This is a genomic window from Streptosporangium sp. NPDC004379, assembly GCF_042873875.1.
Taxonomy (GTDB): Bacteria; Actinomycetota; Actinomycetes; order Streptosporangiales; family Streptosporangiaceae; genus Streptosporangium.
Map to the genome: position 1 here is coordinate 337,587 of NZ_JBIAMC010000004.1, position 25,801 is coordinate 363,387.

Annotated in this window: 19 protein-coding genes; 9 read left to right on the forward strand and 10 right to left on the reverse strand. The window is 73.2% G+C overall.

The annotated features are described in order from the left end of the window. Positions 1-45: 45 nt before the first annotated feature. On the forward strand, positions 46-1,176 hold the full coding sequence (locus ACFYSC_RS11485; protein ID WP_389959952.1) for an acetate/propionate family kinase: 1,131 nt from the start codon (positions 46-48) through the stop codon (positions 1,174-1,176). A gap of 95 nt (positions 1,177-1,271) precedes the next feature. Here ACFYSC_RS11485 and ACFYSC_RS11490 read toward each other — a convergent pair whose 3' ends face one another. Together ACFYSC_RS11490 and ACFYSC_RS11495 are read right to left on the reverse strand one after the other, a co-directional pair. Beyond that, positions 1,272-2,423, reverse strand: coding sequence for a serine hydrolase domain-containing protein (locus ACFYSC_RS11490; protein ID WP_389959955.1), 1,152 nt, complete (start codon positions 2,421-2,423; stop codon positions 1,272-1,274). 577 nt (positions 2,424-3,000) lie between these two features. After that, on the reverse strand, positions 3,001-4,434 hold the full coding sequence (locus tag ACFYSC_RS11495) for an aldehyde dehydrogenase (protein ID WP_389959957.1): 1,434 nt from the start codon (positions 4,432-4,434) through the stop codon (positions 3,001-3,003). A gap of 186 nt (positions 4,435-4,620) precedes the next feature. Here ACFYSC_RS11495 and ACFYSC_RS11500 point away from each other — a divergent pair, with 186 nt between their 5' ends. Further along, positions 4,621-5,547: a coiled-coil domain-containing protein gene (locus ACFYSC_RS11500; protein ID WP_389959960.1), complete on the forward strand. Its 927-nt coding sequence runs from the start codon at positions 4,621-4,623 to the stop codon at positions 5,545-5,547. A 229-nt stretch (positions 5,548-5,776) separates the two neighbouring features. Here the strand turns inward: ACFYSC_RS11500 and ACFYSC_RS11505 are convergent, their stop codons facing one another. The 3 genes from ACFYSC_RS11505 to ACFYSC_RS11515 all read right to left on the reverse strand — a co-directional run bounded on the left by ACFYSC_RS11505 (position 5,777) and on the right by ACFYSC_RS11515 (position 9,194). Next, entirely contained in the window at positions 5,777-7,120 is a 1,344-nt protein-coding gene (locus ACFYSC_RS11505) for a hypothetical protein (RefSeq protein WP_389959963.1), read from the reverse strand. A gap of 32 nt (positions 7,121-7,152) precedes the next feature. Continuing rightward, positions 7,153-7,551: a hypothetical protein gene (locus ACFYSC_RS11510; RefSeq protein ID WP_389959965.1), complete on the reverse strand. Its 399-nt coding sequence runs from the start codon at positions 7,549-7,551 to the stop codon at positions 7,153-7,155. A 311-nt stretch (positions 7,552-7,862) separates the two neighbouring features. Continuing rightward, positions 7,863-9,194 carry a GH1 family beta-glucosidase gene (locus tag ACFYSC_RS11515; RefSeq protein WP_389959967.1) on the reverse strand — a complete coding sequence of 444 codons (1,332 nt, stop codon included), beginning with the start codon at positions 9,192-9,194 and terminating at the stop codon, positions 7,863-7,865. 71 nt (positions 9,195-9,265) lie between these two features. On the opposite strand from ACFYSC_RS11515, the gene ACFYSC_RS11520 reads away from it, so the two are divergent. Further along, a complete protein-coding gene (locus tag ACFYSC_RS11520; protein WP_389959969.1) occupies positions 9,266-9,922 on the forward strand; it encodes a TetR/AcrR family transcriptional regulator in 657 nt (218 codons plus the stop codon). A gap of 145 nt (positions 9,923-10,067) precedes the next feature. Here ACFYSC_RS11520 and ACFYSC_RS11525 read toward each other — a convergent pair whose 3' ends face one another. Further along, positions 10,068-11,006: an aldo/keto reductase gene (locus ACFYSC_RS11525; RefSeq protein WP_389959972.1), complete on the reverse strand. Its 939-nt coding sequence runs from the start codon at positions 11,004-11,006 to the stop codon at positions 10,068-10,070. Positions 11,007-11,098: 92 nt separating this feature from the next. On the opposite strand from ACFYSC_RS11525, the gene ACFYSC_RS11530 reads away from it, so the two are divergent. Both ACFYSC_RS11530 and ACFYSC_RS11535 read left to right on the forward strand, forming a co-directional pair. Then, on the forward strand, positions 11,099-11,461 hold the full coding sequence (locus ACFYSC_RS11530) for a MerR family transcriptional regulator (protein WP_389959975.1): 363 nt from the start codon (positions 11,099-11,101) through the stop codon (positions 11,459-11,461). Positions 11,462-11,643: 182 nt separating this feature from the next. Beyond that, positions 11,644-13,167 carry a peptidoglycan D,D-transpeptidase FtsI family protein gene (locus ACFYSC_RS11535; protein WP_389959977.1) on the forward strand — a complete coding sequence of 508 codons (1,524 nt, stop codon included), beginning with the start codon at positions 11,644-11,646 and terminating at the stop codon, positions 13,165-13,167. 136 nt (positions 13,168-13,303) lie between these two features. Here the strand turns inward: ACFYSC_RS11535 and ACFYSC_RS11540 are convergent, their stop codons facing one another. Then, a complete protein-coding gene (locus ACFYSC_RS11540; protein ID WP_389959980.1) occupies positions 13,304-15,265 on the reverse strand; it encodes an ABC transporter ATP-binding protein in 1,962 nt (653 codons plus the stop codon). A gap of 404 nt (positions 15,266-15,669) precedes the next feature. Here ACFYSC_RS11540 and ACFYSC_RS11545 point away from each other — a divergent pair, with 404 nt between their 5' ends. After that, positions 15,670-18,156, forward strand: coding sequence for an ATP-binding protein (locus tag ACFYSC_RS11545; RefSeq protein ID WP_389959983.1), 2,487 nt, complete (start codon positions 15,670-15,672; stop codon positions 18,154-18,156). Between the two features lie 578 nt (positions 18,157-18,734). After that, complete coding sequence (locus ACFYSC_RS11550) at positions 18,735-19,517, forward strand: AMP-binding protein (RefSeq protein ID WP_389959986.1); 783 nt, start codon at positions 18,735-18,737, stop codon at positions 19,515-19,517. Between the two features lie 169 nt (positions 19,518-19,686). On the opposite strand, the gene ACFYSC_RS11555 is transcribed toward ACFYSC_RS11550, so the two are convergent. Further along, positions 19,687-20,673 carry an ArsR family transcriptional regulator gene (locus tag ACFYSC_RS11555; RefSeq protein ID WP_389959989.1) on the reverse strand — a complete coding sequence of 329 codons (987 nt, stop codon included), beginning with the start codon at positions 20,671-20,673 and terminating at the stop codon, positions 19,687-19,689. A gap of 101 nt (positions 20,674-20,774) precedes the next feature. Here ACFYSC_RS11555 and ACFYSC_RS11560 point away from each other — a divergent pair, with 101 nt between their 5' ends. After that, positions 20,775-22,100 carry an MFS transporter gene (locus ACFYSC_RS11560; RefSeq protein WP_389959992.1) on the forward strand — a complete coding sequence of 442 codons (1,326 nt, stop codon included), beginning with the start codon at positions 20,775-20,777 and terminating at the stop codon, positions 22,098-22,100. 314 nt (positions 22,101-22,414) lie between these two features. Further along, positions 22,415-24,166 (forward strand): cytochrome bc complex cytochrome b subunit, encoded by a 1,752-nt coding sequence (locus ACFYSC_RS11565; RefSeq protein ID WP_389959995.1) that lies wholly within the window; start codon positions 22,415-22,417, stop codon positions 24,164-24,166. A 60-nt stretch (positions 24,167-24,226) separates the two neighbouring features. Here ACFYSC_RS11565 and ACFYSC_RS11570 read toward each other — a convergent pair whose 3' ends face one another. Further along, on the reverse strand, positions 24,227-24,868 hold the full coding sequence (locus tag ACFYSC_RS11570) for a cysteine dioxygenase (RefSeq protein ID WP_389959998.1): 642 nt from the start codon (positions 24,866-24,868) through the stop codon (positions 24,227-24,229). After that, the gene (locus ACFYSC_RS11575; protein ID WP_389960000.1) at positions 24,865-25,782 is read right to left on the reverse strand and encodes an amidohydrolase; all 918 of its coding nucleotides are present in this window, start codon (positions 25,780-25,782) and stop codon (positions 24,865-24,867) included. Before ACFYSC_RS11575 ends, ACFYSC_RS11570 begins: the two co-directional genes overlap by 4 nt. Between the last annotated feature and the right edge of the window lie 19 nt (positions 25,783-25,801).

Genomic DNA, 25,801 nt, shown 5'->3' on the forward strand with positions numbered 1-25,801 from the left:
GACAGGCGGGGACAGGCGGGCGGAGCGGAGAGGGAAGAGGGAGCGGTGGGACGCGTACTGGTGGTCAACAGCGGATCCTCCTCGGTGAAGTACCGGCTGCTGGAGGGCGACGAGCGGCTGGCGTCCGGCACGGTGGAGCGGATCGGCGAGCCCGGCTCCCCGGTGCCCGACCACGAGGCGGCGCTGAAGCTGGTCGGCGCCGAGCTGGCCGAGCGGGGCCTGGGGATCGACTCACCGGAGCTGACCGCGGTCGGGCACCGGGTGGTGCACGGCGGCGTCACCTTCACCGAACCCACCCTGATCACCGACGAGGTGGTCAGGAAGATCGAGGAGCTGATCCCGCTCGCCCCGCTGCACAACCCGGCCGGTCTGGCCGGCATCGAGGCCGTGCGGCGGCTCCGACCGGACCTGCCGCAGGTCGCGGTCTTCGACACCGCCTTCCACGCCACGATCCCCCCGGCCGCCACGGCCTACGCGATCGACCGGGAGCTGGCCGAGCGGTGGAGGATCCGCCGCTACGGCTTCCACGGCACCTCGCACGCCTACGTCTCCCGCGAGGCGGCCCGCCTGGCGGGGACGCCGTCGGCCGGTGTGATCGTGCTGCACCTGGGCAACGGGGCCAGCGCCTCGGCGGTGTCCGGCGGGCGCTGCGTGGACACCTCGATGGGCATGACCCCGCTGGAGGGCCTGGTCATGGGCACCCGGAGCGGCGACATCGACCCGGGGGCGCTCCTCTACCTCACCCGGACCGCGGGGATGACCCCGGAGGAGATCGACACGCTGCTCAACCGGCGCTCCGGCCTGCTCGGATTGTGCGGAGACAACGACATGCGCGCGGTGCAGGAGCGGCTGACCGCCGGAGACCCGGCCGCCGAGCTGGCCATGTCGGTCTACTGCCACCGGCTGCGCAAGTACGTGGGCGCCTACTACGCGGTGCTCGGCACGGTGGACGTGATCGCGTTCACCGGCGGCGTGGGGGAGAACTCCGCGCCGGTCCGGGAACGGGCCCTGTCCGGGCTGGAGCGGCTGGGCATCGTGCTCGACCCCGGCCGCAACGCGCGCGGGGAGCGGATCGTCTCGGCAGACGGCTCCCCGGTGCGGGTGGCGGTGATCCCCACGGACGAGGAGCTGGAGATCGCCCGTCAGACCCTCGAGGTGGTCGAACGGCGCCGGTGAGGGTCCGTCCGGGACCCGCCGGAGACCTGTGAGGCGGGTCCGCCTGACCGCCTCGTCCGCCGGGCCGTGGCGGCCCGGCCCCTCCCCGGCTCCCGCTACCGGGCCGCGTCGGCCCGCCCGCCGCCGAACACCTCGGCGACGAGCCGCTGGAGCGCCTGCTGGAAGGCCGCACCCGTGGACATGGCGGCGTCGTCGACGTAGTTCAGCGCGGCGGTCAGGGTGGTGCCTCCGTCGGGCGTGCTGTACATCAGCGCCGCGTGGCCCGCCATGCCGCCGTTGTGGGTGATGACGGTGCCGCCGCCCGGCGCCTCCTGCACGAAGACCCCCAGGCCGTAGCCGGCCCTGGACTCCGGCGTGAACATCTCGGTCAGCAGCTCGGCCGGCAGGAGCCTGCCGCCCACCAGCGCGGAGATGAACGTGTGCAGGTCCCGGGGAGTGGAGATCATGTCGCCGCCGCTGGAGATCCACGAGGGGTTGTGGCGGGTGACGTCGACCGTCTCGGTTCGGCCCTCCTCCTCGTAGCGGTAGTAGGCGCGGGCGTGCGGGGCGGGGACGTCCTGCTCGGTGGTCGGCTGCAGGGTGCCCGACAGGCCGAGCGGCTCCAGGATCAGCCTCCGCATCTCCTCGGCGAGCGAGCGGCCGGTGACCTTCTCGATCAGCAGCCGGGCCAGCACGTAGTTGGTGTTGGAGTAGCTCCAGCCGGTGCCCGGCTCGAACCGCGACGGCTTCGACAGCGCCAGCTTCACCAGCTCCTCGGGCCGGTAGGTCTTGAACCGGCCCTCCACCCACTCCTTGCCGGCGGGGGTGGCGGGGATGCCCGGTGCGAACGTGCCGTCGTCGTAGTACTCGCCGGTGAAGTTGAACACCCCGCTGGTGTGCTGCAGCAGCATCCGCACCGTGATCCGGCGGTCCAGGCCGAACCCGGGCAGGTGGTCGTCCACCGCGTCGTCCAGTCCGAGCCCGCCCTCGGCCACCAGCTGCAGCACCACGGTCGCGACGAAGGTCTTGGTGTTGCTGCCGATGCGGACGTGCCCGTCGGCCGGCGGCGCTTCGGCGCCGCCCAGCTCACGTGTCCCGGCGACGGCGGCCCACTCGCCCCGCTCGTCGTGCACCCGCAGCGACACCCCGACGAAACCGGAGTCGACCATCTCCTGAATGATCTCGCGCAGTTCCGGGCGGTCCTGCTCGGCCGGGGTGAACCCGTCCTGGCCGGTGGGGATCGGGGCGGCGGTGTCGGACGTGTGCATCGTGCTCTCCCTCGTGCTTGCTGCCAGCTGTTTCGAACAACGGAAACGCTACGTTGCTTTCCATTTATACGCAACAAGATCTTTGCGTTGTAGCAGCGTTTATGCAGCTAGAATCGTGTTAATCGTTGCAGTCATCTGTCGATTAACGCAATCGTGAGGCCGTTGTTCGTTGCAACGAGTTGAAGGTGAACGCTATGGCGGAGGCGTCGGGCAACGCCGGACGGCCCCATGGGGCCGTCCACGGGGCGCGAGGGAGATCGCGATGCCGGCAGGGCGCCGCCGCACCGGATGCGGGTCCGCGGGACCGTTCCGGCGGGTCCGTAAAAAACTTTGCCGGATTCCCCGAACCAATCCCGGATGAATGACGTCTACCTAGAACGGATGGGTTGAACCCGCCGGGAGACGTCCAAGGGGTACGTGAACCCGCATGCCGGGACACGTGTGACAGGCTCCACCGCAGCGGCGGCGGTCCAGCGACGCGGGGGCGCGCTGGGCCGCCCATCCGTGCCTCCGGCCGCGCCGTACGGTCCTCCGCAGAGCCGTACGGCGCGGCCGGGTCGTTCCAGCCGGCGCCGGTTCAGCCCAGGCGGGCGATGGACTTGTACTCCAGGTAGGCCGCGAGGCCCTCCGGTCCCAGCTCCCGCCCGAGGCCGCTGCCCTTGTACCCGCCGAACGGCGAGCTGTTCTCGATCATCAGGAGGTTGACGCCGTAGGAGCCGGTGCGCACCCGGCGGGCGATCTCCATGCCGTGCTCGGCGTCGGCGGTCCACACCGTGCCGTGCAGGCCGTAGTCGCTGTCGTTGGCGATCCGGACGGCGTCGTCCTCGTTCTCGTACGGGATCACGGTCAGGACCGGTCCGAAGATCTCCTCGCGGGCGACGCGCATCTCGTTGGTGGCCCCGGCGAAGACCGTGGGGGCGACGTACCAGCCGCGGTCGCGGGGCCGCTCCAGGCCGCCGACGACGGGCTTGGCGCCCTCGTCGATGCCGATCCTGATGTAGTTCTCGACCCGCTCCCGCTGGCGTTCGGCGACCAGCGGGCCGATGCCGGTGGCGGGGTCGGCGGGGTCGCCGACCGGCATGGCGCGGACCATCCCGGCGACCGCCTCCACCACCTCGTCGTAGCGGGCCCGCGAGGCCAGGACGCGGGTCTGGGCCACGCACGCCTGGCCGTTGTTCATCAGCGTGGCGATGGACAGGAAGCCCATCGCCGAGGGCAGGTCGCAGTCGTCCAGGATGATCGCGGCGGACTTGCCGCCGAGCTCCAGGGTGCACCGCTTGAGCTGCTCGCCGCAGATCGCGGCGATGCGCCGGCCGGCCGCGGTGGAGCCGGTGAAGGCGACCTTGTCCACGCCGGGGTGGGAGACGAGGTGCTCGCCGGCCTCGCGCCCGGCGGCGACGATGTTGACGACGCCGTCGGGGATGCCGGCCTCCTTGACCATCTCGGCCAGCAGGTAGGAGTCGAGCGGCGTCTCGGGGGCGGGCTTGACCACGACCGTGCAGCCCGCGACGAGCGCCGGGGCGAGCTTGATCATGATGACGAACTGCGGGACGTTCCACGGCACCACCGCGGCGACCACGCCGACCGGCTCGCGGCGCACGGTCACCGGGCCGAAGGTGCCCGGGCGCTCCTCCTCCACGGGGAACGTGCGGCCGAGTTCGGCGTAGTACTGCAGCATGCCGAGAGGCTGCGGGGCCTGCGCCATCCGGGAGAAGGTGATGGGCGAGCCCATCTCCATCGTGATGAGCTCGGCCATCTCCTCCTGCCGGGTCGCGTAGATCTCGGCGAGCCTGCCGACGACGGCGGCGCGCTCGGCCATCGTCATGCGCGGCCAGGGGCCGTGGTCGAACGCCTGCCGGGCGGCGGCCACCGCGCGGTCCATGTCGGCGGCGGTCCCGTCGGGGACGCGGCCGACGACCTCCTCGGTGTGGGGCGAGATGACGTCGATGGTCCCGGTGCCGGCGGGGGCCACCCAGTCGCCCCCGATGAACAGCGTGTCGTGCTGGCGCATGTCGTCCTGCCTCCTGTCGCCGAGGGCCCTTCCGGTGGTGAGACGGAATCATGTTCTGCCGTCGATGGCAAGGGGGACGGGGCGGCGGTGCGCCGTCGGGGCCGAGTTCGGTCGTTCCGGTGGCGGTTTACAAGATCATCTCCTATAGTTTCGCTCCGTCCGTGCGGCTCTGGAGGTGAGCGAAGCGTGAGACCGAGCCGCCCGGCCGTGCTCGTCCTCCTGCTCGCCACCCTGCTCCTGACACCCCTCCTGTCCGCCGGGGCCGCCGCCGGCCCGGCCGCCCGCACCGCCGCCAAGCCCGACCCCGAGGCCGAGCTGCGCAGGCTGACCCGGGAGGCCGACCGGCTCGACAAGGCGTACCGCGGCCAGGTGCAGAGCCTGGAGGACATCCGCGTGCGGGCGGGCAAGGCGACCACGAGCGTCAAGAGCCTGCGCAGGTCGCTGGAGGCCGCCCGGACCGACGTCGTGCGCTTCGCCCAGACCTCCTACATGGGCGCCCCGCTGGACGGCGGTACCCTGCTGAGCTTCCAGGGGGACGTCTCGGCCGCCCTGGGCGGCGCCGCCACCATGTCCTACCTCGCCAGCCTGCGGAGCAGCCAGCTCAGCCGGATCCAGGACCTGATCAAGAAGGCCGAGAAGGCCGAGAAGACCGCCGGCGAGAGGATCGCCGCGCTGAAGGCCGACATCGCCAGGCTGAAGAAGAACCGGGTCCGGATCGAGGGGCTGCTGGCCAAGTACGGCTTCGAGACCCCCTCCGGCAGTGACGGCCTCACCCCCCGCATGGTCGGCGTGCGCAACGAGGTGCTCCGGAACTTCCCGATGCCCTACAGCTACGGCTGCCTGCGCCCCGGCGACCCCGGCGACCACGGCAGCGGCCGGGCCTGCGACTTCATGATGAGCGGCGGCGGCCGGATGCCGTCCCCCGCGGACAAGGAGCGCGGCGACCGCCTGGCCCAGTGGGTCATCGACAACGGCCCGCGCCTCGGCGTGATGTACCTCATCTGGCAGCAGCGCTACTACGACGTCCGCTCGGGCGGCGGCTGGCGGATGATGTCCGACCGGGGCGGCGTCACCGCCAACCACTATGACCACGTCCACGTCTCGGTGTTCTGACCGCGCCCTCCGGCGTGTCCCCGGCCGGGCCCGCCGCGTGAGGCGGACGCGGACGGCCGCCTTCCGGGCGTGACCGGGCCCGGAGCCCGTCCGGGGCCTGGAGCCCGTCCGGGGCCTGGAGCCCGTCCGGGGCCTGGAGCCCGTCCGGGGCCTGGAGCCCGTCCGGGGTCCGGTCCGGGCCGGACACCGGACCGGACCCCGCCGGGAGGCGGCCCCGTCCGCGTCGCCGTCAGACGTTGCGGATGTGGCCGTCGACGGCGCCGTCGTGGTCGTTGGCGCCCCACACGTCGTCGTGCTCCCACAGGTTGCTGCCGGTCTCCCTCTCCTGCTCCTCGCCCGCACCGGCCCCGCCCATGCCGCCCATGGGCGGCATGAACATGCCGCTGCCCGCCGCGCCCTCGGCGGCGTTCAGGGCGGCGGCGCGCATGCCGGCGGTGCCGTACGACCCGGAAGAGCCGGCCCCGCCACCGCCGCCGGTGCCCGGACCCGTGCCGGTGTTCGCCGGCGGGCCCGTGTGCGTGGGGGAGGTGCCGGTGGAGTTGTTCGGGCCGGTCAGGTTCGGGTTCCCGACGCCGTTGGCGTCGTAGCCCTGCGGGGGCTGGAACGACGACAGGTCGGTGGTCCGCGCGTTGGCGGGGTCGTACCCGGCGGGGTAGGTCAGGTTCCGGGACGGGTCCGTCAGGTTCCCGGAGGGGTCCGTCAGGTTCCCGGACGGGTCGTTCGGGCCGCCGGTGGGGCCGGCGCCGCTCCCGCCCGGCCCCCCGGGCATCCCCGATCCCGGGCCGTTCTGCCCCTGCGGGTTCCCGGTGCCGTCACCCAGGTAGCCGCCCGGAGGCAGGCCGTTGTTCCCGTTGGGGTTCGTCCCGTTGGGGTCGTTGGCGAAGGGATCGGTGCCGTACGGCCCGGTTCCGTTCGGGTCGATCCCGTACGGTCCCGTCCCGCCTGGGCCGTACGGTCCCGTCCCGCCTGGACCGTACGGCCCCGTGCCCGGCGGGTAGTTCACGTACGGGAAGTTCGGGTCGGGCCCGGTCGGCGGCTCGATCCTCGGCAGCTCCTTGCGCAGTGAGCCGGGGAGCAGGTCGTGCCACGTCTGGATCTCCGCGTTGAGCTTCTCCAGGTGCTCCTTGGCGAGCTGGTTCTGCGACCCCCACTGCACGCCGTCTTTCGTGTCGTAGAAGTCCGGGATGTCGTCTTCAAAGGTGAAGGTGTTCTCGCTCCACGAGGACGCGAACCCTCCCTCGCCGGTCTCCTTGTAGGCGGGGAGGGCGTTGCCGAGCGACTCCAGGGGGCGGCCCATCATGTTGCCCTTGCCGGACAGCTCGCGCGCCGTCGCGTGGATGTACCGCAGCGCGGTCTGCGCCTCGACCGACGCCTCGTCGTTCCAGCATTCGGCCAGGGTCTTGCTGACGTTCTCGACCGCGCGCTGGCACTCCGCCAGCAGGGAGCAGGCGTCGAGGTAGGCGGTCCCGGCGTTCTTGATGGAGTCGCCGTCCAGGGCGTCGATGATCTGCTTGACCCTGGCCACCGGCTGGTCGCCCCTGACGGTGAAGTCACCGCAGTAAGTCTTGATCATGTGGGTCTTCTTGGAGATGTCCATCCCGGCCCCTAGACGCTCTTCGTTCCGCCGTTGGCGTGGCCGGCGCCGCCATAGGTGGTGGCCCCGCTCTGGAGCAGCAGGATGGCGGCCTGGAGCTTCTGGATGACCTCCTGGTACACCTGGGTGAACTCCCGGTTGCCGTTCTCCAGGGTGTCACTGAGGATCTTGCCCGCCGGCCAGTCCTTGGCCACCGCGCTCAGCGCCATGACGTTCGTCTTGGCCGACACGGTGCCGAAGGAGCCCTTCTCGCTGCCCTGTAGACGCTCCAGGATGTCCTGGAGTTCCTTCACGCAGTTCTTGATCTTTGTGGGGTTGTGCTCGGTCTGGTCCTTCCTGATCTCCAGCCCGGGCCACCGGGACTCCAGCCAGCTGTGGTCCTCGGCCAGACGCTTGTCCGGATCCGCCATGGTGCACCTCCACACGACCGTCCTGGGCATGCGCGGCGGCGCGGGTTCGCCCAGCCCCCATCCCGGTGGTCTTCACGGGGCGCCTCCCGCGCCCGCGGCCCCGCGACACCGGTGATCACGGAGCCTACTCGAACGACCATGGGTCGTACAGAAAACACCTCTTTAGGCGGAGAAAAAGGGATATTTCCCCGAAGGGCTTGAGCTTCCGGGCCGCCTGGCGTCCCGGCCCTCACCGGGTTCGGGCGCCTGGAAACCCGGCCGCCGGCGTCCCGGTGCCCGGATGCTCGGCGGCGCCGACGCCTGGACGGCCGTCAAGGCTCCCGGAGGCGGCCGTCCACCCGCTCCCGCTCCGCCAGCAGCTCCCGGAACCAGTGGTAGGACGCCTTCGGCGTGCGCGTCCCGGTGGCGAAGTCGACGTGGACCAGCCCGAAGCGCTGGTGGTAGCCCTCGGCCCACTCGAAGTTGTCCAGCAGGGACCACACGTAGTAGCCGCGCACGTCCACGCCCTCGGCGCGCGCCCGGTCCAGCGCCGCGATGTGACCGTCGAGGTAGTCGATGCGGGCACGGTCGTCGACCGTGCCGTCCGGGCCCGGCTCGTCGTGCTGGGAGCAGCCGTTCTCGGTGACGTAGACGGGCGGCAGGGCGTCGCCGTACCGGGCCTTGAGGCCGGTCAGGAGCTCGTGCAGGCCGTCGGGGACGACGGGCCAGCCGAAGGCGGTGGTCGGATGCCCGGTGATCCCCGCGTCGGTGAACGGCAGGCCGTCGCCGGAGGGGGCGGCGATCCGGGTGGGGTTGTAGTAGTTGACCCCGAGGCCGTCGAGCGGGGCGGAGATCAGGTCGAGGTCGCCGTCCCGGACGCAGTCGAGCCGCACGCCGTACGCCGACATATCCGGATATTTGCCGAGAAGTACGGGGTCATTGAACAGGCGGTTGTGCAGCGTGTCGTAGGCGTGCGCGGCGGCCACGTCGGCCGGATCGGCGGAGGCCGCCCGGACGGGGGTGCAGTTGTTGGTGATCAGCACCCGGCCGGCGCCCCGCTCGCGCAGCGCGGCCGCGGCCAGGCCGTGCCCGAGGAGCTGGTGGTGGGCCACCGGCAGCGCGTCGAGGAACAGGGTCCTGCCGGGCGCGTGGGTCCCCATGGCGTAGCCGAAGACCATGTGCACGAAGGGCTCGTTCAGGGTGATCCACATCGGCACCCGGTCGGCCAGCCGGTCGGCCACGACGGCGGCGTACTCGGCGAACCGGTGGGCGGTGTCGCGGTCCAGCCAGCCGCCGCGGTCCTCCAGCGCCTGGGGCAGGTCCCAGTGGAACAGAGTGACCGCCGGGACGATGTCCCTGGCGCACAGGGCGTCCACCAGCCGGTCGTAGAAGTCCAGGCCGGCCTGGTTGACCGGCCCGGAGCCCGCGGGCTGGACGCGGGGCCAGGCGACGGAGAAGCGGTAGGAGCCCACTCCCAGCCCGGCCATCAGCTCGACGTCCTCGGCCCAGCGGTGGTAGTGGTCACAGGCGACCTCGCCGGTGTGCCCGTCCCGGACGCGACCGGGCTCGCGGGTGAAGGTGTCCCAGACCGAGGCGCCCCGGCCGTCCTCGGAGACGGCCCCCTCGATCTGGTAGGAAGCGGTGGCCGTACCCCAAAGGAACATCCTGACCTCCGAGTGGTATGAGTGCGGCTCATGTTAACCGCCGGTCCCCCCGCGTGCGAGATGATGGAGCGATGACGAATGTCGCCGGGGGAACGCTGCGCCGCCGTCCCGCCCAGCGGCGCAGCGCGGAACGCGTCGAGCGGATGCTCGACGAGTGCGCGCGGCTGCTGGACGAGGCGGGGTACGAGGCACTGACCACCAAGGAGGTCGCGCGCCGGGCCGGGGTGCCGATCGGAACCTTCTACCAGTTCTTCTCCGACAAGCAGGCGCTGGTGCGCGCGCTCGCACTGCGCAACCTGGAGGCATTCCTCGGCCGGATCGTGGCCCGCCTGTCGGCCGCCCCGCCGTCGGACTGGGCGGAGATGACCGATCTGGCGGTCGACGAGTTCGTGGCCATGAAGCGGACCACGCCGGGATTCGGCGTCGTGGACTTCGGCGAGGTGCTGTCCGCGCCCGGCGGCCCGGCGATCCGGGGGACCGAGCGGATGCTCGACGCGGCGCTGGAGAACAACGCCATCGTGGCCGACCGGCTCCGGGCCGTCGTCGTCGAGCAGGCCGGTGCCGCCGCCGGTCCGGGACTCGACCGCGCGCTCGTCGTCGCGGTCGAGGCGGCCGACGCCGTCCTCAAGCTCGCCTTCCGCACCCGGCCCGACGGCGACCCCGACCTGATCGCCGAGTGCAAGCTGCTGGTCCGCCGTTACCTCGCCGGTCTCCTGCCCCGGACCTGACCGCCCGTCCCGCCGGCCGCCCGTCCCGCCGGCGGTTCGGCCCGCTGCGTCGTACGGCGTCGGGTGGCCCGCCGTACGGGGAGGGCGGTGTCCGGGTGGCACGCCGTACGGGGTCGAGCGGGTCGCCGTACGGCGGCCGGGCCGCTCAGCGTGCGGCGTCCAGGCGGGCGCGCAGCTCGTCGTCGAGCTTGAGGTCCACCGCGCCGAGCGCCTCGTCGAGCTGGGACAGGGAGCTCACGCCGATGATCGGGATCGTCGGGACGTCGCCGCCGATCAGCCAGGCCAGCACCACCTGGTTGACGGTCACGCCCAGCTCGGCGGCGGCCTCGCGCAGCACGGCGAGCCCCCGGGTGGTGCCCGGGTGGTCGTAGATCTCCGGGAGCGGCCGGTCGGGACGGGTGTACGCGCCGGCCATCAGCGTGTTGTACGCCCACAGGGTCAGCCCCGGCTCCGAGCGCAGGTAGTCCGTCATGTCGTCCTGGACCAGGACATGCCCGCCCTCCGGCACCCGCGTCCCCGGACGGGGCCGGAGGTAGGTGTGGCGGAGTTGCACGTGGGTGTAGGCGGGCAGGCCGTGCGCCGCCGACACGGCGCGGGCGCGCTCCAGCCGCCAGGCCGTCAGGTTGCTCGCGCCGATCTCCCGGGCCTTGCCCGCCTCGACCAGTTCGGCGAACGCGCCCAGCGTCTCCTCCGGCGGCGCCGACCGGTCGTCGATGTGCGCCCAGTAGACGTCGATGCGGTCGGTGCCGAGCCGGCGCAGGCTGCCCTCGGCGGCCGAGCGGATCGCCGCCGCGGACAGGCCCTCGATCGAGTCGAGGGTGCGGTCGCCCGGGACGGTGGGACGCGCGCCGCACTTGGTGCTCAGCGTGATCCGGTCGCGGTTGCCCCGCGCGGCCAGCCAGCGGCCGATGGCCAGCTCGCTCTCGTCGCCGGTCGCGCCCTCCACCCAGAACGGGTAGTTGTTCGCGGTGTCCAGAATCGTGCCGCCGGCCTCACTGAACCGGTCGAGGATCTCGAAGGTCGCCCGGTCGTCCAGAGCGGTGCCGAAGGGAATCGTGCCCAGAGCAAAAGGGATCTGCGTCATGTGATCCACTGTGGAACCTGGAGCGGGCTCCAGGTCAAGTTCGGATTGTCGTGCTTGACGTGGAGTGGGCTCCAGGTGGGATGCTGCCGGGCGTGAGCGTGTACACACCGGGACAGGTGGCCGAGGAGACCGGGTTCAGCCTCGACACCCTGCGCTACTACGAGCGGATCGGGCTGCTGGCGTCGATCCGCCGCAACGCGGCCGGCCAGCGCAGGTTCAGCGAGGAGGACGTCGGCTGGCTCGGCATGGTGCGCTGCCTGCGCGACACCGGCATGCCGATCGCGGAGATGATCCGCTTCGCTGAGCTGACCAGGGCCGGGGACCACACGGTCCGCGACCGCATCGCGGTGCTGGAGGCCCACGACGAGCGAGTGGAGGCGCAGATCGCCATCCTCCAGAAGCAGCAGCGGGCCATCCGCGCCAAGATCGGCTACTACCGGTCCGTGGTGGACTAGAGCCCGTTCCCGCGGCCCCGGCCTTCCCACGGCCCCTCGGCCCTTTCCCGCAGCCCCCGCCCTTCCCGGCCCGGCTCCTCGCCCCGGCGGCGGAGCGCAAGCCGTACGGGCGCTTTGCCCCTGTGCGGCGGCCCCTTTCCGGTCTGACTGTTACACCGGGAAAGGGGATCGGGGGGAGGGCCATGAGGTCCGTGACGGTGCAGCGTGCGCGGCGGATGAACGCTCCGCTCGGACGCGTCGCCGTGGCGTGCGAGGTGATGCTGTTCGCGCTGCTCGTCAACACCACCTACATCCAGGCGTTCCGGGCCGACCGGCTCGCCGGGGACCCCCGCAACCGGCACGGCATGATCGAGCGCTTCGACGGCCCCCGGGGCGACATCGTGCTCCGCGACGAGACGGTGATCGCCACCAGCCGCAGGAGCGGCGACCGCACCTACCGGTACCGGCGCGTCTACCCCCAGGGGCCCCTGTACGCGCCGGTGACCGGCTACCTCTCCCTCTACGGATCCTCCGGCATCGAGGCGGCCGAGGACCCTGACCTGTCAGGGAGCGACCCCGGGGTCAGGGTGCGCTCGCTGATGGACGGCATCCGCAGCGGGGCCACCCTCAAGCTCACCCTCGACGGCCGTGCGCAGCGGGCCGCCTACCGGGCGCTGCGCGCCACCGGGAAGCCCGGGGCCGTCGTCGCGATCAACCCGAACACCGGCGCGATCCTGGCCATGGCCTCCTACCCCTCCTATGACCCGAACCTGTACACGGTCTTCGACACCGCCGCGCTCGACGCCGCCGACCGGCGGCTGCAGAGGGACCCCGGCCGGCCGCTGCTGAACCGGGCGATCCAGCGGACCTACCCGCCCGGCTCGGCTTTCAAGGTCGTCACGACCGCCGCCGCGCTCAGCTCCGAGCGGTACGGCCCGGCCACCGCCGTCAGCGCGCCCGCCTCGCTCCGCCTGCCCGGCACCCGCGTGCGCGTGCGCAACTCCGGCGGCGCGGCCTGCGGCGACGGCCACCCGTCACTGGCCTACGCGTTCAAGGTCTCCTGCAACACCCCGTTCGCGAAGATCGGCCTCGACCTCGGCCAGAACGCGCTGCGCGAGCAGGCCGAGGCGTTCGGGTTCGGCGCGGCCGACCTCGCCGTGCCCATGCCGGTGGCCGTGAGCGTCTACCCGGAGCGGATGAGCCGGGCACAGACCGCCATGTCGGCGCTGGGACAGTTCGACACCCGGGCCACCCCCCTGATGATCGCGATGTTCTCGGCCGCGGTCGCCGGTCACGGTGACCTGATGCGCCCCTACCTAGTGGAGGAGGTCCGCCTCGCCGACGGCACGGTGATCGGTAACGCCGAGCCGTCGAGGTATCGCCGGGTCCTCGGCGCCGACGAGGCCGACCGGCTCACCGCGATGATGGTCGCCGTCACCAGGCCCGGCGGGACCGGCGCGGCGGCGGCGATCCCGGGGATCGACGTCGCCGCCAAGACCGGCACCGCCGAGAACGCCCCGTCCCGGGAGAACCACGCGATCTTCACGGGGTTCGCCCCGGCCGACGCCCCCAGGGTCGCGGTGGGGGTCGTCGTGGAGCACGGCGGATTCGGCGGCGAGGTGGCGGCCCCGATCGCCAGGGCCGTCATGCGCGCCGTCCTTCCGTCCCCCGGCCGGGAGGAGCGGGCCGCCGAAGGGGAGGCTGAGGGGGAGACCGAGGGGGAGTAGGCCGGCCGGGACGCGGACCGGCTCGGACGCCGGCCGGCAGGGGGCAGGAGGGTAGGAGGAGCAGACCGGTCGGGGGACGGGGCGGCCCGGAGACCGGGCCGTGCCCGAGCGGGCCGTACCCGGGAGAGCGGGCCGGTCAGGGGGAGTAGGCGCGGGCCTGGAGGTTGTACAGCTCGGCGTACAGGCCGTCGAGCTCCATGAGCTCGGCGTGGGTGCCCTGCTCGACGACCTCGCCCCGGCTGAGGACGTAGATGCGGTCGGCGTGCCGGACGCTGGCCAGCCGGTGGGTGATCATCAGAACCGTGCGACCCTCGGCGTGCCGCCTGACCCGTTCGAAGAGGGCGTGCTCGGCCCGGGCGTCGAGTGCCGCGGTCGGTTCATCGCAGATCAGCAGCGGGGCGTCGCGATGGAAGCCGCGGGCCACCGCGATCCGCTGCCACTGGCCGCCCGACAGCTCCCTGCCGTCCTTGAACCGCCGGTCGAGCAGGGTGTCGTAGCCGCGCGGCAGCTCGGAGACGACCTCGTCGGCGCCCGCCACCTCGGAGGCCGAGACCAGCGCCGCCTCCCCCCTGCCGTCGCCCATGGTGATGTTGTGCCGGACGGTCAGCGGCCAGCGGCTGTGGTCCTGGGCGATCACCGCGACGCGGCGGCGCAGCGAGGCGGGATCGACCTCCGACAGGTCTGCGTCGTCCCAGCGGACACGGCCGCCACCGGGTTCGTAGAGCCCCGCCAGGATCTTGGACAGCGTGGTCTTGCCCGAGCCGTTCTCCCCGACGAGCGCCACGACCTCCCCGCGGTCGAGGCGGACGGAGACGCCGCACAGGGACGGACGGTCGGCCCCGGGGTAGGTGAAGACGACCTCCTCGGCGGTGATCCGCTCGAACCCCTCGGGGGCCGGGCGCTGGCGGGGCGGGGGCAGGTACCGCTCGGCCAGGGAGCAGAACTCCAGGAAGTCGGTGAAGTACAGGCCTCCCTCGTAGAGGCGGTTGACGGCGAACATGAGGTTCTCCAGCGATCCCTTGCCCGAGCGGATGGCGAGCACCGCCGTGCCCGCCACCGCCAGCGCGACGGTGCCGAGGGACAGCAGCACGCCCAGCGCCACGTACACCGTCAGGGTGCCGAGGCCGCCGAGCGCCTCCCCGATGACCCGGGTGAGGGCCCGGCGCCTGGCCAGGTCGAGCATGACCCGCTGCTCGGCCCGGGCCACCGCGTCGTACATCCGCATCAGGAAGCCGCGCATCGTGAACGACCGCACCTCCGCGGCCGTCTCCCGTTCGGCCATCAGGTCGGCGAGGATCCACTTGCGGCGGCGGGCCGAGATCAGCGAGTGGTCGGCGGCGTACCCCATCTTCGCGGCGCGCACCGCCGCCCAGGCGTCCGGCAGGACCGCCAGCACCAGCAGCGGCAGCAGCACCGGGTGGAGCACGCCGAGGACGCCCGCCGCGGCGGCGATGCCGATCAGGCCGGTGATCGTGTCGATGGTGCTGTCCACCATCACGCGCGCGGTGTCCATCCCGCGCGCCTGGGCCCGCTGCAGCGCGTCGTGGAACTCGGGGTCGTCGAAGGCGACCAGGTCGACCTGGCTGGTCAGGCCGTACAGCCGCTCCTCGGTGATCCGGCCGACCTGCGGGCGGAGCCGGCCCTGCACCCAGCCGGCGCCCGCCTGCAGCGCGGAGCGCAGGCAGGCGGCCCCGGCGACCAGCGCCAGGGAGGGCAGCGCCGCCCTGACCCGCTCGGGGGTGGGCCCGGCGCTGAACAGGGCGCTCAGCACACCGGTCGTGGCCAGCAGGCCGAAGGCGGTGAACACCCCGCCGAGCAGGCTGAGGACGACGGTGGCCGCCGTGTCGCGGGGGCTCGCCCGCCAGGCCATGCCCAGCGCCCGGCGGACCAGCGCGGGGAGCCGGCGGGCGACGGTCAGGAACCCGATCCCGGAGAGCCGCTCCGAGAAGGCGTACCAGTCGGGCGCGGTGAGCTCGCCGAGCTCCGTCAGGTCCGAAGGCTCCGCGAGATCGGGGGGGTCCGGGGGCCCCGCACGGCCGTCGCGCGGTGCCGGGGCGGAGGAGGCGGCGGTGGCTGGGGCTGGGGATTCGGCTGGCATGGTGACAGTGTGGAGTCGGGTACTGACAATCCGGTGAAGGGCGGCTGCCGATGGCCGGAGCCGGTCGCGTCCCGGGTCGGCCGGCGGCCCTCGTGCGGCTTGCCGCCGGGACGTGAGGGATGACCGTTATGTGGGCGGTTCGGTGGGATGCGGCCGTTGATCGTTACGCGGGTTCACCACCGGATGCCCCTTTCCCCGGCCGCGTCCCGTGACGGCGGCGACGGGGCCGTGAGGGGCGATCGGGGGCTCGTGAGGGGATACGGTCAGGTGATCCGGAGATCCGAAAAGGTGTTAAGCCTGGGCACGGCACGGTAATTGGTGTCACACTTTCCGTGACGGCCGCCCCGCGACGCACCACCGGATGCCATCGACCGCCGAGACCAGGACACCGCGACCAAGAGCCGATGACACAGGACACCGCGCACTCCTCCCTCACCGCGGGCAACCTGCCCCTCGAACCCAACGCCTTCATCGGCCGCGAGGCCGACGTGGAGGAGCTCGCCCATCTGCTCGGCGTCGCCCGGGTGGTGACGCTGTGCGGGGCGGGCGGCATCGGCAAGAGCAGGCTGGCGGTCCGGGTGGCCACCCAGGTGGCGGACGGCTTCCCGGGGGGCGTGTGGCTGGTGGAGCTGGCCGAGGCGGTGCCCGGCGACCAGATCGTGCCCCGGGTGGCCGCCGCGCTCGGCGTCGCCGCCGAGCCGTCGCGCCCGCTGGCCGAGACGCTGATCGACGCCCTCGCCGACCGGCGGCTGCTGCTCATCGTCGACAACTGCGAGTCGCTCGTCGAGGAGTGCGCCCGGTTCTGCCGCATGGTCCTCACCGTCTGTCCCGAGGTGCGGGTGCTCACCACCAGCCGCGAGCCGCTGCGGGTGGCGGGGGAGACGGTGTGGCGGGTGCCTCCGCTCTCGCTGCCGGGGGACGACGCCCAGAACCCGGCGGGCAGCGAGGCCGTACGGCTGTTCGTCGACCGGGCCGGCGCCGCCTCGCGCGGCTTCGCCGTCACCGACCAGAACGCCGCGGAGATCGCCAGCCTGTGCGAGGCGCTCGACGGGATGCCGCTCGCCATCGAGCTGGCCGCCGCCCTGTGCCGGGCGCTGACCGTGGAGCAGATCCACGCCCGCATCCGCGACCGCTTCCGGCTGCTGTCGGCCGGCGACCGCACCGCCCCCGCCAGGCACCAGACGCTCCGGGCCACCGTCGACTGGAGCTACCAGCAGCTCAAGGAACCCGAGCGGATCCTGCTGCGGCGGCTCGCGGTCTTCACCGGCGGCTGGACGCTCGACATGGCCGAGCAGGTCTGCTCCGGCAACGGACTGGGCGCCGAGGACATCCTCAGCGTGCTGTGCGGCCTGGTCGACAAGTCCCTGGTGCTGGCCGACGCGGCGGCCGCGGGCGAGACGCGCTACCGGATGCTGGAGACGATCCGCCAGTACGCCGCCGAGCAGCTCGACGCCTCGGGCGAGGAGTGCCCGCTGCGGCAGCGGCACCGCGACCACATGATCGGCATCGCCGACCGGGTTCACCGGCTGATCGTCCGCCACCCCCGCCCCACGTGGGAGGAGATCTGCCCGCAGCTCGTCCTGCTGGACGAGCTCCAGTCCAACATCTGGGCGGCGGTGCGATGGTCGGCCGACACCGGCGAACCCGAGAGCGCGCTGCGCCTGCTGGTGCTGCTGCGCTGGCCGACCATCGCCGGCGGCAGGTTCACCCCGGCCGACGAGTGGCTGGACCGCCTGCTGGAGACCGAGCCCGCGCTGCTGTCCCCGCGGGTGCGCGGCGACGCCCTCGTGCTGCGCGGCCAGGTGGCCTTCGGCCAGGGCGACCCCGACACCGCGCAGGTCGCCTGCGCGGCCGCCGCCGAGCTGTGCCGGGCGACGGGCCTGCACGGGCCGCTGAGCGGGGCGCTCGCCATCCTGGCCTGGGTGGCCATCTACCAGCGGCGGCCCGAGGCGGCCAGGGCCTGCCTGGACGAGGCGCTGGAGGCCGTGCGGAAGGTGGACGACCCCTGGCACGAGATGGTGATCCGCTCCATGGAGGGGACCCTCGCCCTGTCGGAGGGTCGTGCCAAGGAGTCGCAGCGGTCGTTCGAGGCGGCACTGGCCATCGCCCACGAGCTCGACAACCACTGGGCCGAGCCGGTCGCGCTCATCGGCCTGGCGCAGGTCGCCTGGCTGCGCAGCGACCTGGCCGAGGCCCGCGCCTACTACGAGCAGGCCCTCGACCTGCTGCAGGACATCACCTCGCACTGGCAGACGATCACCTGCCTGTCGGGGCTGGGCCGGATAGCCCTCGCCCAGGGCGACCTGGCGACCGCCCGCGCCCGGCTGGTGGAGAGCCTGCGGCTGTGCCTGGGCACCGGCCAGCGGCTCGGCGTCGCCCGGCGGATCGAGACGCTCGCGCAGCTCGCGCTGGCCGAGGAGGACGACCGCCGGGCCGTACGGCTGGCCGGCGCCTCCGCCGCGATCCGCGGCTCGATGTGCGGCGCCTTCCTGCCGTCGGGGTTCGGCGCCCGGATGGAGGAGCTGCTCCAGCCGGCCCGCACGCGTCTGGGCGACGCCCTCGTCGCCCAGCTCTGGGCGCACGGCCAGGAGATGACGCAGGAGCAGGCGATCCGCTACGCCCTCCAGGACGATGAGCCGGACGGCGAGCAGGCCGGGTTGCCGCCGCCGGCGGCCCGGGGCCCGGCGGCCACCCCGCTGACCACCCTCACCGGCCGCGAGTGGGAGATCGCCGAGCTGGTGGCCCGCGGCCTGAGCAACAAGGCCATCGCCGACGAACTGGTGATCAGCCCGGCGACCGCGGCCCGGCACGTGGCCAACATCCTGGCGAAGCTGGGGTTCTCCTCGCGCACCCAGGTCGCCACCTGGGTCATCGAGCACAACCGCGCCTGAAGGGGTCATCGAGCACGGCCACGCCTGAAAGGGTCATGGAGCACGATCGCGCCTGAAGGGTCATCGGGCCACGGCCGCGCCCGAGGGACGCGGCCCCGGCCGGAAAGGGGCGGATCGGGGCCCGGGGCCGCCGGGCCGTACGCGGCGCTCCTGAGGCGCTCCGGCGGGCGGGGAGCGCCGGCCGCCCGGCCTACACACCCCGGCGGCCGTACGGCTACACCTCGGGATACGCAGTTCGGCGCATGTGCGGCCCCGGGTGTCCGCCGTACGTTTCCCTCGTGTTCGGCCGGTGACGCCGGCCTTCCGCGCCGTCCCGCCCGGGGCGAGGGCCGCGGACGCGGCGGGCCCACACCATCCCCGGCGTCACGGCCGGGCACACCGGAGGCGTCGCGTGTCCCGCCCGTCGGCCGAGGTCTCCTCGGAGGGGTGGGGACTTCGGGGCCACGGGGCACGCGACAGCGGGTCCGAGCCGCGCAGGGCTCGGGCCCGCACCCCCGGAAAGGACGATCTCGAATACACACTCATCTACATACATCGAACGATGCCCCGGCCGTCAGAGCGGCCTTACGGTCGGCGCCATGAGACCGACCTCCTCCTCCATCAGGGGAACCGTCACCGAGGCGGTGTTCGGTCGCGCGTACGAACGGGGTGACCGGCCCGCGCTGATCGACCTCGGCGCCGGAGTCGTGTACGGCTACCGCCGCCTGGCCGGCGAGGTGACGCTGGGCGCCTCCGGTCTGGTCCGGCGGGGCGCCCGCAGGCGTCAGGTGGCCGGGATCCACGTCGGTGACGCCGCGGCGCAGACCCTCGCGGTGCACACCGTCATCGCGGCGGGGGGCGTGGCGGCCCCCGTCGACCCCGGAAGCGGGGAGGTCGGCACGCTGCTGGCCCGGTGGGACGCCCGGCTGCTCATCACGACCCCCGGGCTGGCGGAGGCGTCGCTGCGGGCGGCTGAGGCGTCCAGGGTCCGGCAGGTGATCACGTTCGGTCAGGCGCGGGACACCGTCGACTTCGCCGACCTGCTGCTGCTGGAGCCCGGGCCGCTGCCCCTGCTCGACCCGTCGGTCCAGCCCGCCCTGCTGACCCAGGACGCCGGGGTCTTCACCCACGAGGACCTCATCGGCCGGATGCACGTCCTCGACCGGCTCGTGGTCCTGGAGAAGTCGGACGTCCTGCTGGTGACGTGGTCCCTGACCTGCGTCCTGGCCATGACCACGCTGATCGGCCTGGCGCTCATGCGCGGCGCGCTGGTCGTGGTGGCCCCCGGCCTCTCCCCCGAGGAGCTGTCGGCGACCGTCCACGACTTCGGCGTCACCGTGATGGCACTGCCCGACGGCGCGATCCAGCGCGTCCAGGGGTGAACGGCGCGGCCCGCCACGACACAGGCGGGCGGCGCGGCCCCTGAGGCGCGCCTGGTGGGGGTCCCGCGGCGGGGCGGGGCCCCCACACCCTTCCCGTCACCCGCCCGCCGTCCCGGCGGGTCCGTTCCGGCGGCCATGCGTCCTGCCGGGCGGTTCTTCGCGCCCGGTCTCATGGCGGGGGCACCGAAGGGCTGACCAGCGCGTCGCCGAGCGCCGTGCGGTGGTAGAGCACGGCGCGGCCGGTACGGCACCGGGCCACCAGGCCCGCGCGCCGCAGTGCGCCCAGGTGGTCGCCGACGGTTCCCAGTCCCAGGCCGAGCAGTGCGACGAGATGGCTGGTGGTGGCCGGGACGGCCAGCTCCAGCAGGACCCGCGCCCTGGTCCGGCCGATCAGCCCGGTCAGGCCGTCCGGCGCCTCGTGCGGGATCCCGGCCCCGCGTGCCGGATAGGAGATCGCGTACGGCCAGGCGTCCTCCAGGTAGGAGCCCACCCCGGACGGGAAGGGGGAGGGCACGAACAGCAGGCCGCGCCCGCCGAGCCGGCGGGTCTCGCCGGGGCTCTCCGCCCGCACCTCGATCACCCCGTCGGGATGCCAGCGCACCCGCGGGCTGAGGTCGGCGAGCGCCGCCGCCCAGCCGTACGTCGCCAGGCGGCCGGACCGCTGGATCACGTCGCGTTCCAGGATCGCGTGGAAGCGGGGCCACGCGGGGGCGACGATCTCCTCCCAGAGGGCCTGGAGCGCGTCGGCGAAGAGCGTCACCACGTCGGGCGAGGACAGGACGTCCAGCACGGCGGCCGGCGGCCGGGGCATGCCGTCCAGGTTCCTGGCGATCTCCCGGTGCGCCTGGGCCGCGGAGGTGGCGCGCACCACCGCGAGCTCCGCCTCGAACGGGGTGCCCACCCCGGCCGGCGGCGGCGCGGCGAAGTCGACGTTGTAACTCCGGTCGCGGAACAGCGCCACCATCGCCCCGAGCCCCGGCCGCTCGGCCCGCAACCTCTCGTACGGCTTCCGCTGCCGGTCCGCCCAGGCCCGCCAGATCCCGGCCTGCTTCCTGCCGGACAGCACCCACAGGGCGAGCTTGGTGACGATGAGCGGGGAGACGGCGAACCTGGCGGCCACGACGTCTCCCGGGCTGACCTCGATCCTGATGGCCATGACGTCTCCCTGACGGTCCCGGCGCGGCGGGCCGCCCGGCGATCTTTCGGCGATTTCCGAAAGCCTATCCCCGGGCGGCGGGACGCCCCACCCTGACGGACATGACGATCACCTCGCGGGAACGGGCCGCGACCTACAGAGAGCTCTTCGCCGTCGCCGAGTTCCGGACGCTGTTCGCGAGCTTCGCCCTCCTGATCGCCGGGGACCAGGTCAAGGCGCTGGCCCTGTCGGCGCTGGTGTACGCGAGGACCGGCTCGCCCGGGCTGTCGGCCGCGGCCTACATGCTGGGTTTCCTGCCGTACGTCGTCGGCGGGACGTTCCTGCTCTCCCTGGCCGACCGCGTCCGGCCCCGCACGCTGATGATCGTCGGTGAGCTGGTCCGGGCGGTGACCTGCCTGCTGCTGGCCTTCGCCGGGTTGCCCGTCTGGGCGATGCTGGCGCTGGTACTGGCCGGTGGCCTGTTCTCGCCGGTCTTCATGGCGTCCCGCAACGCCCTGCTGCCCGCGTTGCTGCCCGGGGACGCGTTCGTCCTGGGCAGGTCCGTGCTGTCGGTGACGGCCGCGGGCGGGCAGATCGCCGGGCTGGCGGCCGGCGGCGGCGTGCTGGCCGCGGCCGGCCCCGCGGGCGCGCTGGCCGCCACCGCGGGACTGTCCGCCGTGGCCGCCGTGCTGCTCCGGCTCGGCCTGCCGGACGTACCGGCCCGTGCCGGGGGCGGAGGCGTGCGGGTCCGGGGTGAGGACGGGGCCGGCGCGCGGGCTCAGGACGGGGACGGACGCGAGGGCACGGGCGGTGCGCGGGCTCAGGGCGGAGAAGAGGGCGGGGCCGGCGCGCGGGCTCGGGGAGCGGGGGGCGGGGCCGTGCGGGAGACGCTGCGCGTCAACCGGGCGCTGCTGGCGGACCCCCGGGTGCGCGGGCTGCTGCTCGCCCAGTGGCTGCCGGTGTCGTTCGTGACGGCGGCCGAGGCGGTGCTCGTCCCCTACCTCGGCGACGCGGCCGGGGTGGCGCTCGCCGCGGCCTCGGCCGGGCTGGCGGCCGGCAACCTCGCGGTGGGACGGCTGACCTCCCCGTCCGGCCGGGAACGCCTGGCACTGCCGCTCGCGGCCCTGGCGGGTGTTCCGCTGCTCGGTTTCGTCCTCCGGCCGGGACTCGCGGTGGCCGCGCTCCTCGTCCTGCTGGCCACGATGGCCGGCGGCTCCTACGCGCTCGGGCTGCAACGTCGGTTCGTGGCGGCGGTGCCCGAAGCGGTCGCCGGACAGGCGTTCGGCCTGGCGGGTGCGGGAGCGATGACCGGTCAGGCGCTGGCCGCCGCCCTGGCGGGCGCGGTGGCCGAGGCGACCGCGCCGCACCTGGCGATCGTCCTGGCGGGGGTCGCGGTCATCGGCTGCTCGCTCGCGCTTCACCGTCACCTGAGCCCGGAGCCCGCCTGACCGCCGTCCGGGCGACCGGGCGTCGCCGCGTCATCCGGGAGGGGTGACGGAGCAGGCCGGGAACGTATAGGGGCGGCAAAGGCCCTGCCGTCGCCTGCCGTGCGGATGGCCCGTTCGGTGCCCCGTACCCGACCGGTGAATAAGTTCTAGGCATTTCGTGCGTATTGCGTGGTTTCCGACTTTACGTTCGTTTGTAACCCGCTGTGGATGATGGAAGGACCTGGTCGGCGACGGCGTGCTCCGCCGTACACCCCGGTCCGGTCACCGGGCGCCGGATCGTGCCGGAGCCGAGGCCCTGAGAACGGAGGCCACGCGTGAGCAGCGGAACCGTTCCGAAGCCCATAGCGAGCACGAGCAGCTTCCTGGACGATCGTCTGGGGGCGGGGAACTTCCTCCGGCGGAACCTACGGAAGATCTTTCCTGACCACTGGTCTTTCCTTCTGGGGGAGATCGCCCTCTACACGTTCGTCATCCTGCTGCTGACCGGCACGTTCCTGACGTTCTTCTTCAGACCCAGCATGCAGGAACTCGCCTACACCGGCTCCTACGAGCCGCTCAAGGGCGTCATGATGTCCGAGGCGTACGCCTCGACGCTGGACATCAGCTTCGACGTGCGCGGCGGCCTGCTGATGCGGCAGATGCACCACTGGGCGGCCCTGCTGTTCATCGGCGGCCTGATGATCCACATGCTCCGCGTGTTCTTCACCGGCGCCTACCGCAAGCCGCGCGAGCTGAACTGGCTGATCGGCGTCGCCCTGCTGCTGATCACCCTCGCCGAGGGCCTGACCGGCTACTCCCTGCCCGACGACCTGCTGTCCGGCGCCGGCCTGAGGATCACCGCGGGCATCGCCCAGATGATCCCGATCGTGGGCACCTGGTCCACCTTCCTGCTCTTCGGCGGGGAGTTCCCGGGTGAGGACATCGTCGCCCGGTTCTACTCGCTGCACATCCTGCTCATCCCGGGTGTGCTGCTGGCGCTGATCACCGCCCACCTCATCCTGATGTGGGTGCAGAAGCACACCCAGATGCCGGGCAAGGGCCGCACGAACATGAACGTGGTGGGCTCGCCGTTCTGGCCCGCCTTCATGATCAAGTCGGGCGCGTACTTCATGTTCGCCTTCGCCACCGTCGCGCTGCTGGGCGGCTTCGCGCAGATCAACCCGATCTGGCTGTTCGGCCCCTACAACCCGGCGAACATCTCGGCCGGCACCCAGCCCGACTTCTACATGGGGTTCCTGGACGGCGCGCTCCGGCTGATGCCCGGCTGGGAGATCGACTTCGCCGGCTACACGCTGACGCTGAGCGTGCTGATCCCGGCGCTGGTCCCGCTCATGATCATCGTGCTGGGCCTGGTCCTCTATCCGTTCCTGGAACGGTGGGTCACCGGCGACCGCAGCGAGCACCACATCGCCGACCGGCCCCGCAACAACCCGCACCGCACCTCGATCGGCATGGCGGCGGTCACCTTCTACGGCATCCTGTGGCTGGCCGCCTCCAACGACGTGATCGCCGCGTACTTCCACTTCTCGATGAACGACCTGATCTACATCGGCCGCGTCCTGATCTTCCTGGGGCCGGCTCTCGCGTACCTCGTCACCTACCGGATCTGCATCGGCCTGCAGCGCCGCGACTCCCAGATCCTCGCCCACGGTGTGGAGGCCGGAGTCATCAAGCGGCTGCCCAACGGCGAGTACGTCGAGGTGCACGCTCCGCCGACCCCGGACCTCGAGGACCGGGTCCGCGGCAAGGAGCTGATCCCGGTCCTGCACGGGGCCGGAGACGGCCACGGGAACGGTCACGGGAACGGCGACGGGGAGGGCGCGGTCCCGCCCGAGGAGCTGCGCGGCCGGCTCGGCAGACTCCGGGCCAGGATGAGCCGGGCCTACGGCGGCGAGAAGGTGCCGCTGGAGGAGAGCCACGAGGAGTACCGCAGGCACGAGGAGGAGGAGCACGCGGTCATGGCCACCCGCGGAGCGGGCGGCCGGGGCGGCGGCGCGGGCCAGGGCGGTGGCGCGACCGGAAACGGCGGAAACGGCGGAACGGCCGGGAACGGCGGTCCCCGCTAGACGCGCCCCGCCCGGGAACCGGCCCCATCGGCCGGGCCGGCCCCGTGGGGGCCGGCCACGTCAGACGGGGACGGCCTCGCCGACCGGCACGTCCGGCACGTCCGGCACGTCCGGCGTCCCCGGCGGCTCCTCCGACGGGTCCACGGGCCGCAGCTCATCGGCGTAGCTCACCGAGACGCGGCGCATGACCCCGCCCTCGTCGATCGAGTACTGCCCGAGACGCCACAGCGGCGGGGAGTAGGCGTGGATCGACACGCTGCCCTCCGCCGCCCCGCTCAGCCGGTGGATGTGGTCGGGACCGAACGAGAACGACTCCCCGGCCTCGATCAGCGTCTCCACGTGCTCGCCGCCGATCCTGGGGTTGCACTCCCGCAGCGCCCCGGCCACCACGCTGACGGCCCCGGAGGAGATGTCGTGGTCGTGCCAGCCGGTGTCGTCCCCGGGCCGCCAGCACAGCAGCCAGACGTCGACGTGCGAGTCGCGGTGCAGCGAGGCGTAGTGGCGACCCCCCTCGGCGGGGAAGTCCACCTGACGCTCCCAGCGCGACGGGTCGGCGGCCAGCTCCTCGACGAGGGTGCGCAGCTCGCGCCGGTCGAGGGGGCGCGCGGGCAGGCTCTCGTAGCCCGTGCCGCCCGTGCCGTCCGTGCCCGGCCCCTGGGGGAGCGCGTGCCGCTCCCGGGCCGGGGCGATCACCTGGTTCATCTTCCGGTCTCCTTCCGGTTCAGCAGGCGGTTGGGATTGACCACCGTGACGGCGTGCCGGGCGGCCTCGCCGAGTGCGGGGTCGGGGGCCTCGGCGTAGGGACGGTCGGAACCGTTGACCACCACGTCGATACCGAGCTCGCGCACGATCGCGTCGATGGCGCGCGGGCCGTAGGAGGAGGTCTCCAGGAACACGTCGCGGTCCACCTCTCCCCGGCCGTCGCCGCCCCGGCGGGCCAGCCGCTCGGAGTGGAGCGGTGCCAGGCCCGCCAGCAGCGCGAAGCAGACGCGCAGTCCGGGGTGGCGGGGGCGGCCGAAGGCGGCGAAGGCGAACCAGGCGGCGTGCATCTGCTGCACGTACGGCACGACGGCCGGCCACCACCCGGGCGCGGCGGGCGCCCCGGGGCCCGCCGCCGGTACGGCGGGCGCGGCCGGGCCCGGGTGCACGAAGAGCGGCAGGTCCCGCTCGGCGAGCACGTCGAGCAGCGGGGCGACCCGCGCCAGGCCGGCGGCGTCTCCCACGGCCGTGGCGGGCAGCTGGAGCCCGGCCGCCCCCCGGTCGAGGGCTCCGGCGAGCGCGCCGGGGTCGATGTCGCTCAGGCAGGTCGCGGCCCAGGCGCCGAAGGGGGCGGGCAGGGCGAGGGCGTCCTCGTGGTAGGCGTCGATGATCGGCCAGGTGTCCTCGGGCGGCAGCGACTCCACGCCGAGCGGGCTGGACAGCGAGACCAGCGCCAGGTCGAGGCCGGGGTCGGCGGCCAGGCGCGTGGCCGGGTCGTGGTCGGCGGGGTTCACCTCGTAGGGAGGCTCGCCGTCCAGGTGGAGCGTCCAGCCGTCGAGGCGCGGCGCGGCCGTACGGCGTCGGAGCGCGTCGGTGAACGCGGGTGTCCACAGGTGCTGGTGCACGTCAACGGTCATCGGAACCTCCCTTCTGTTA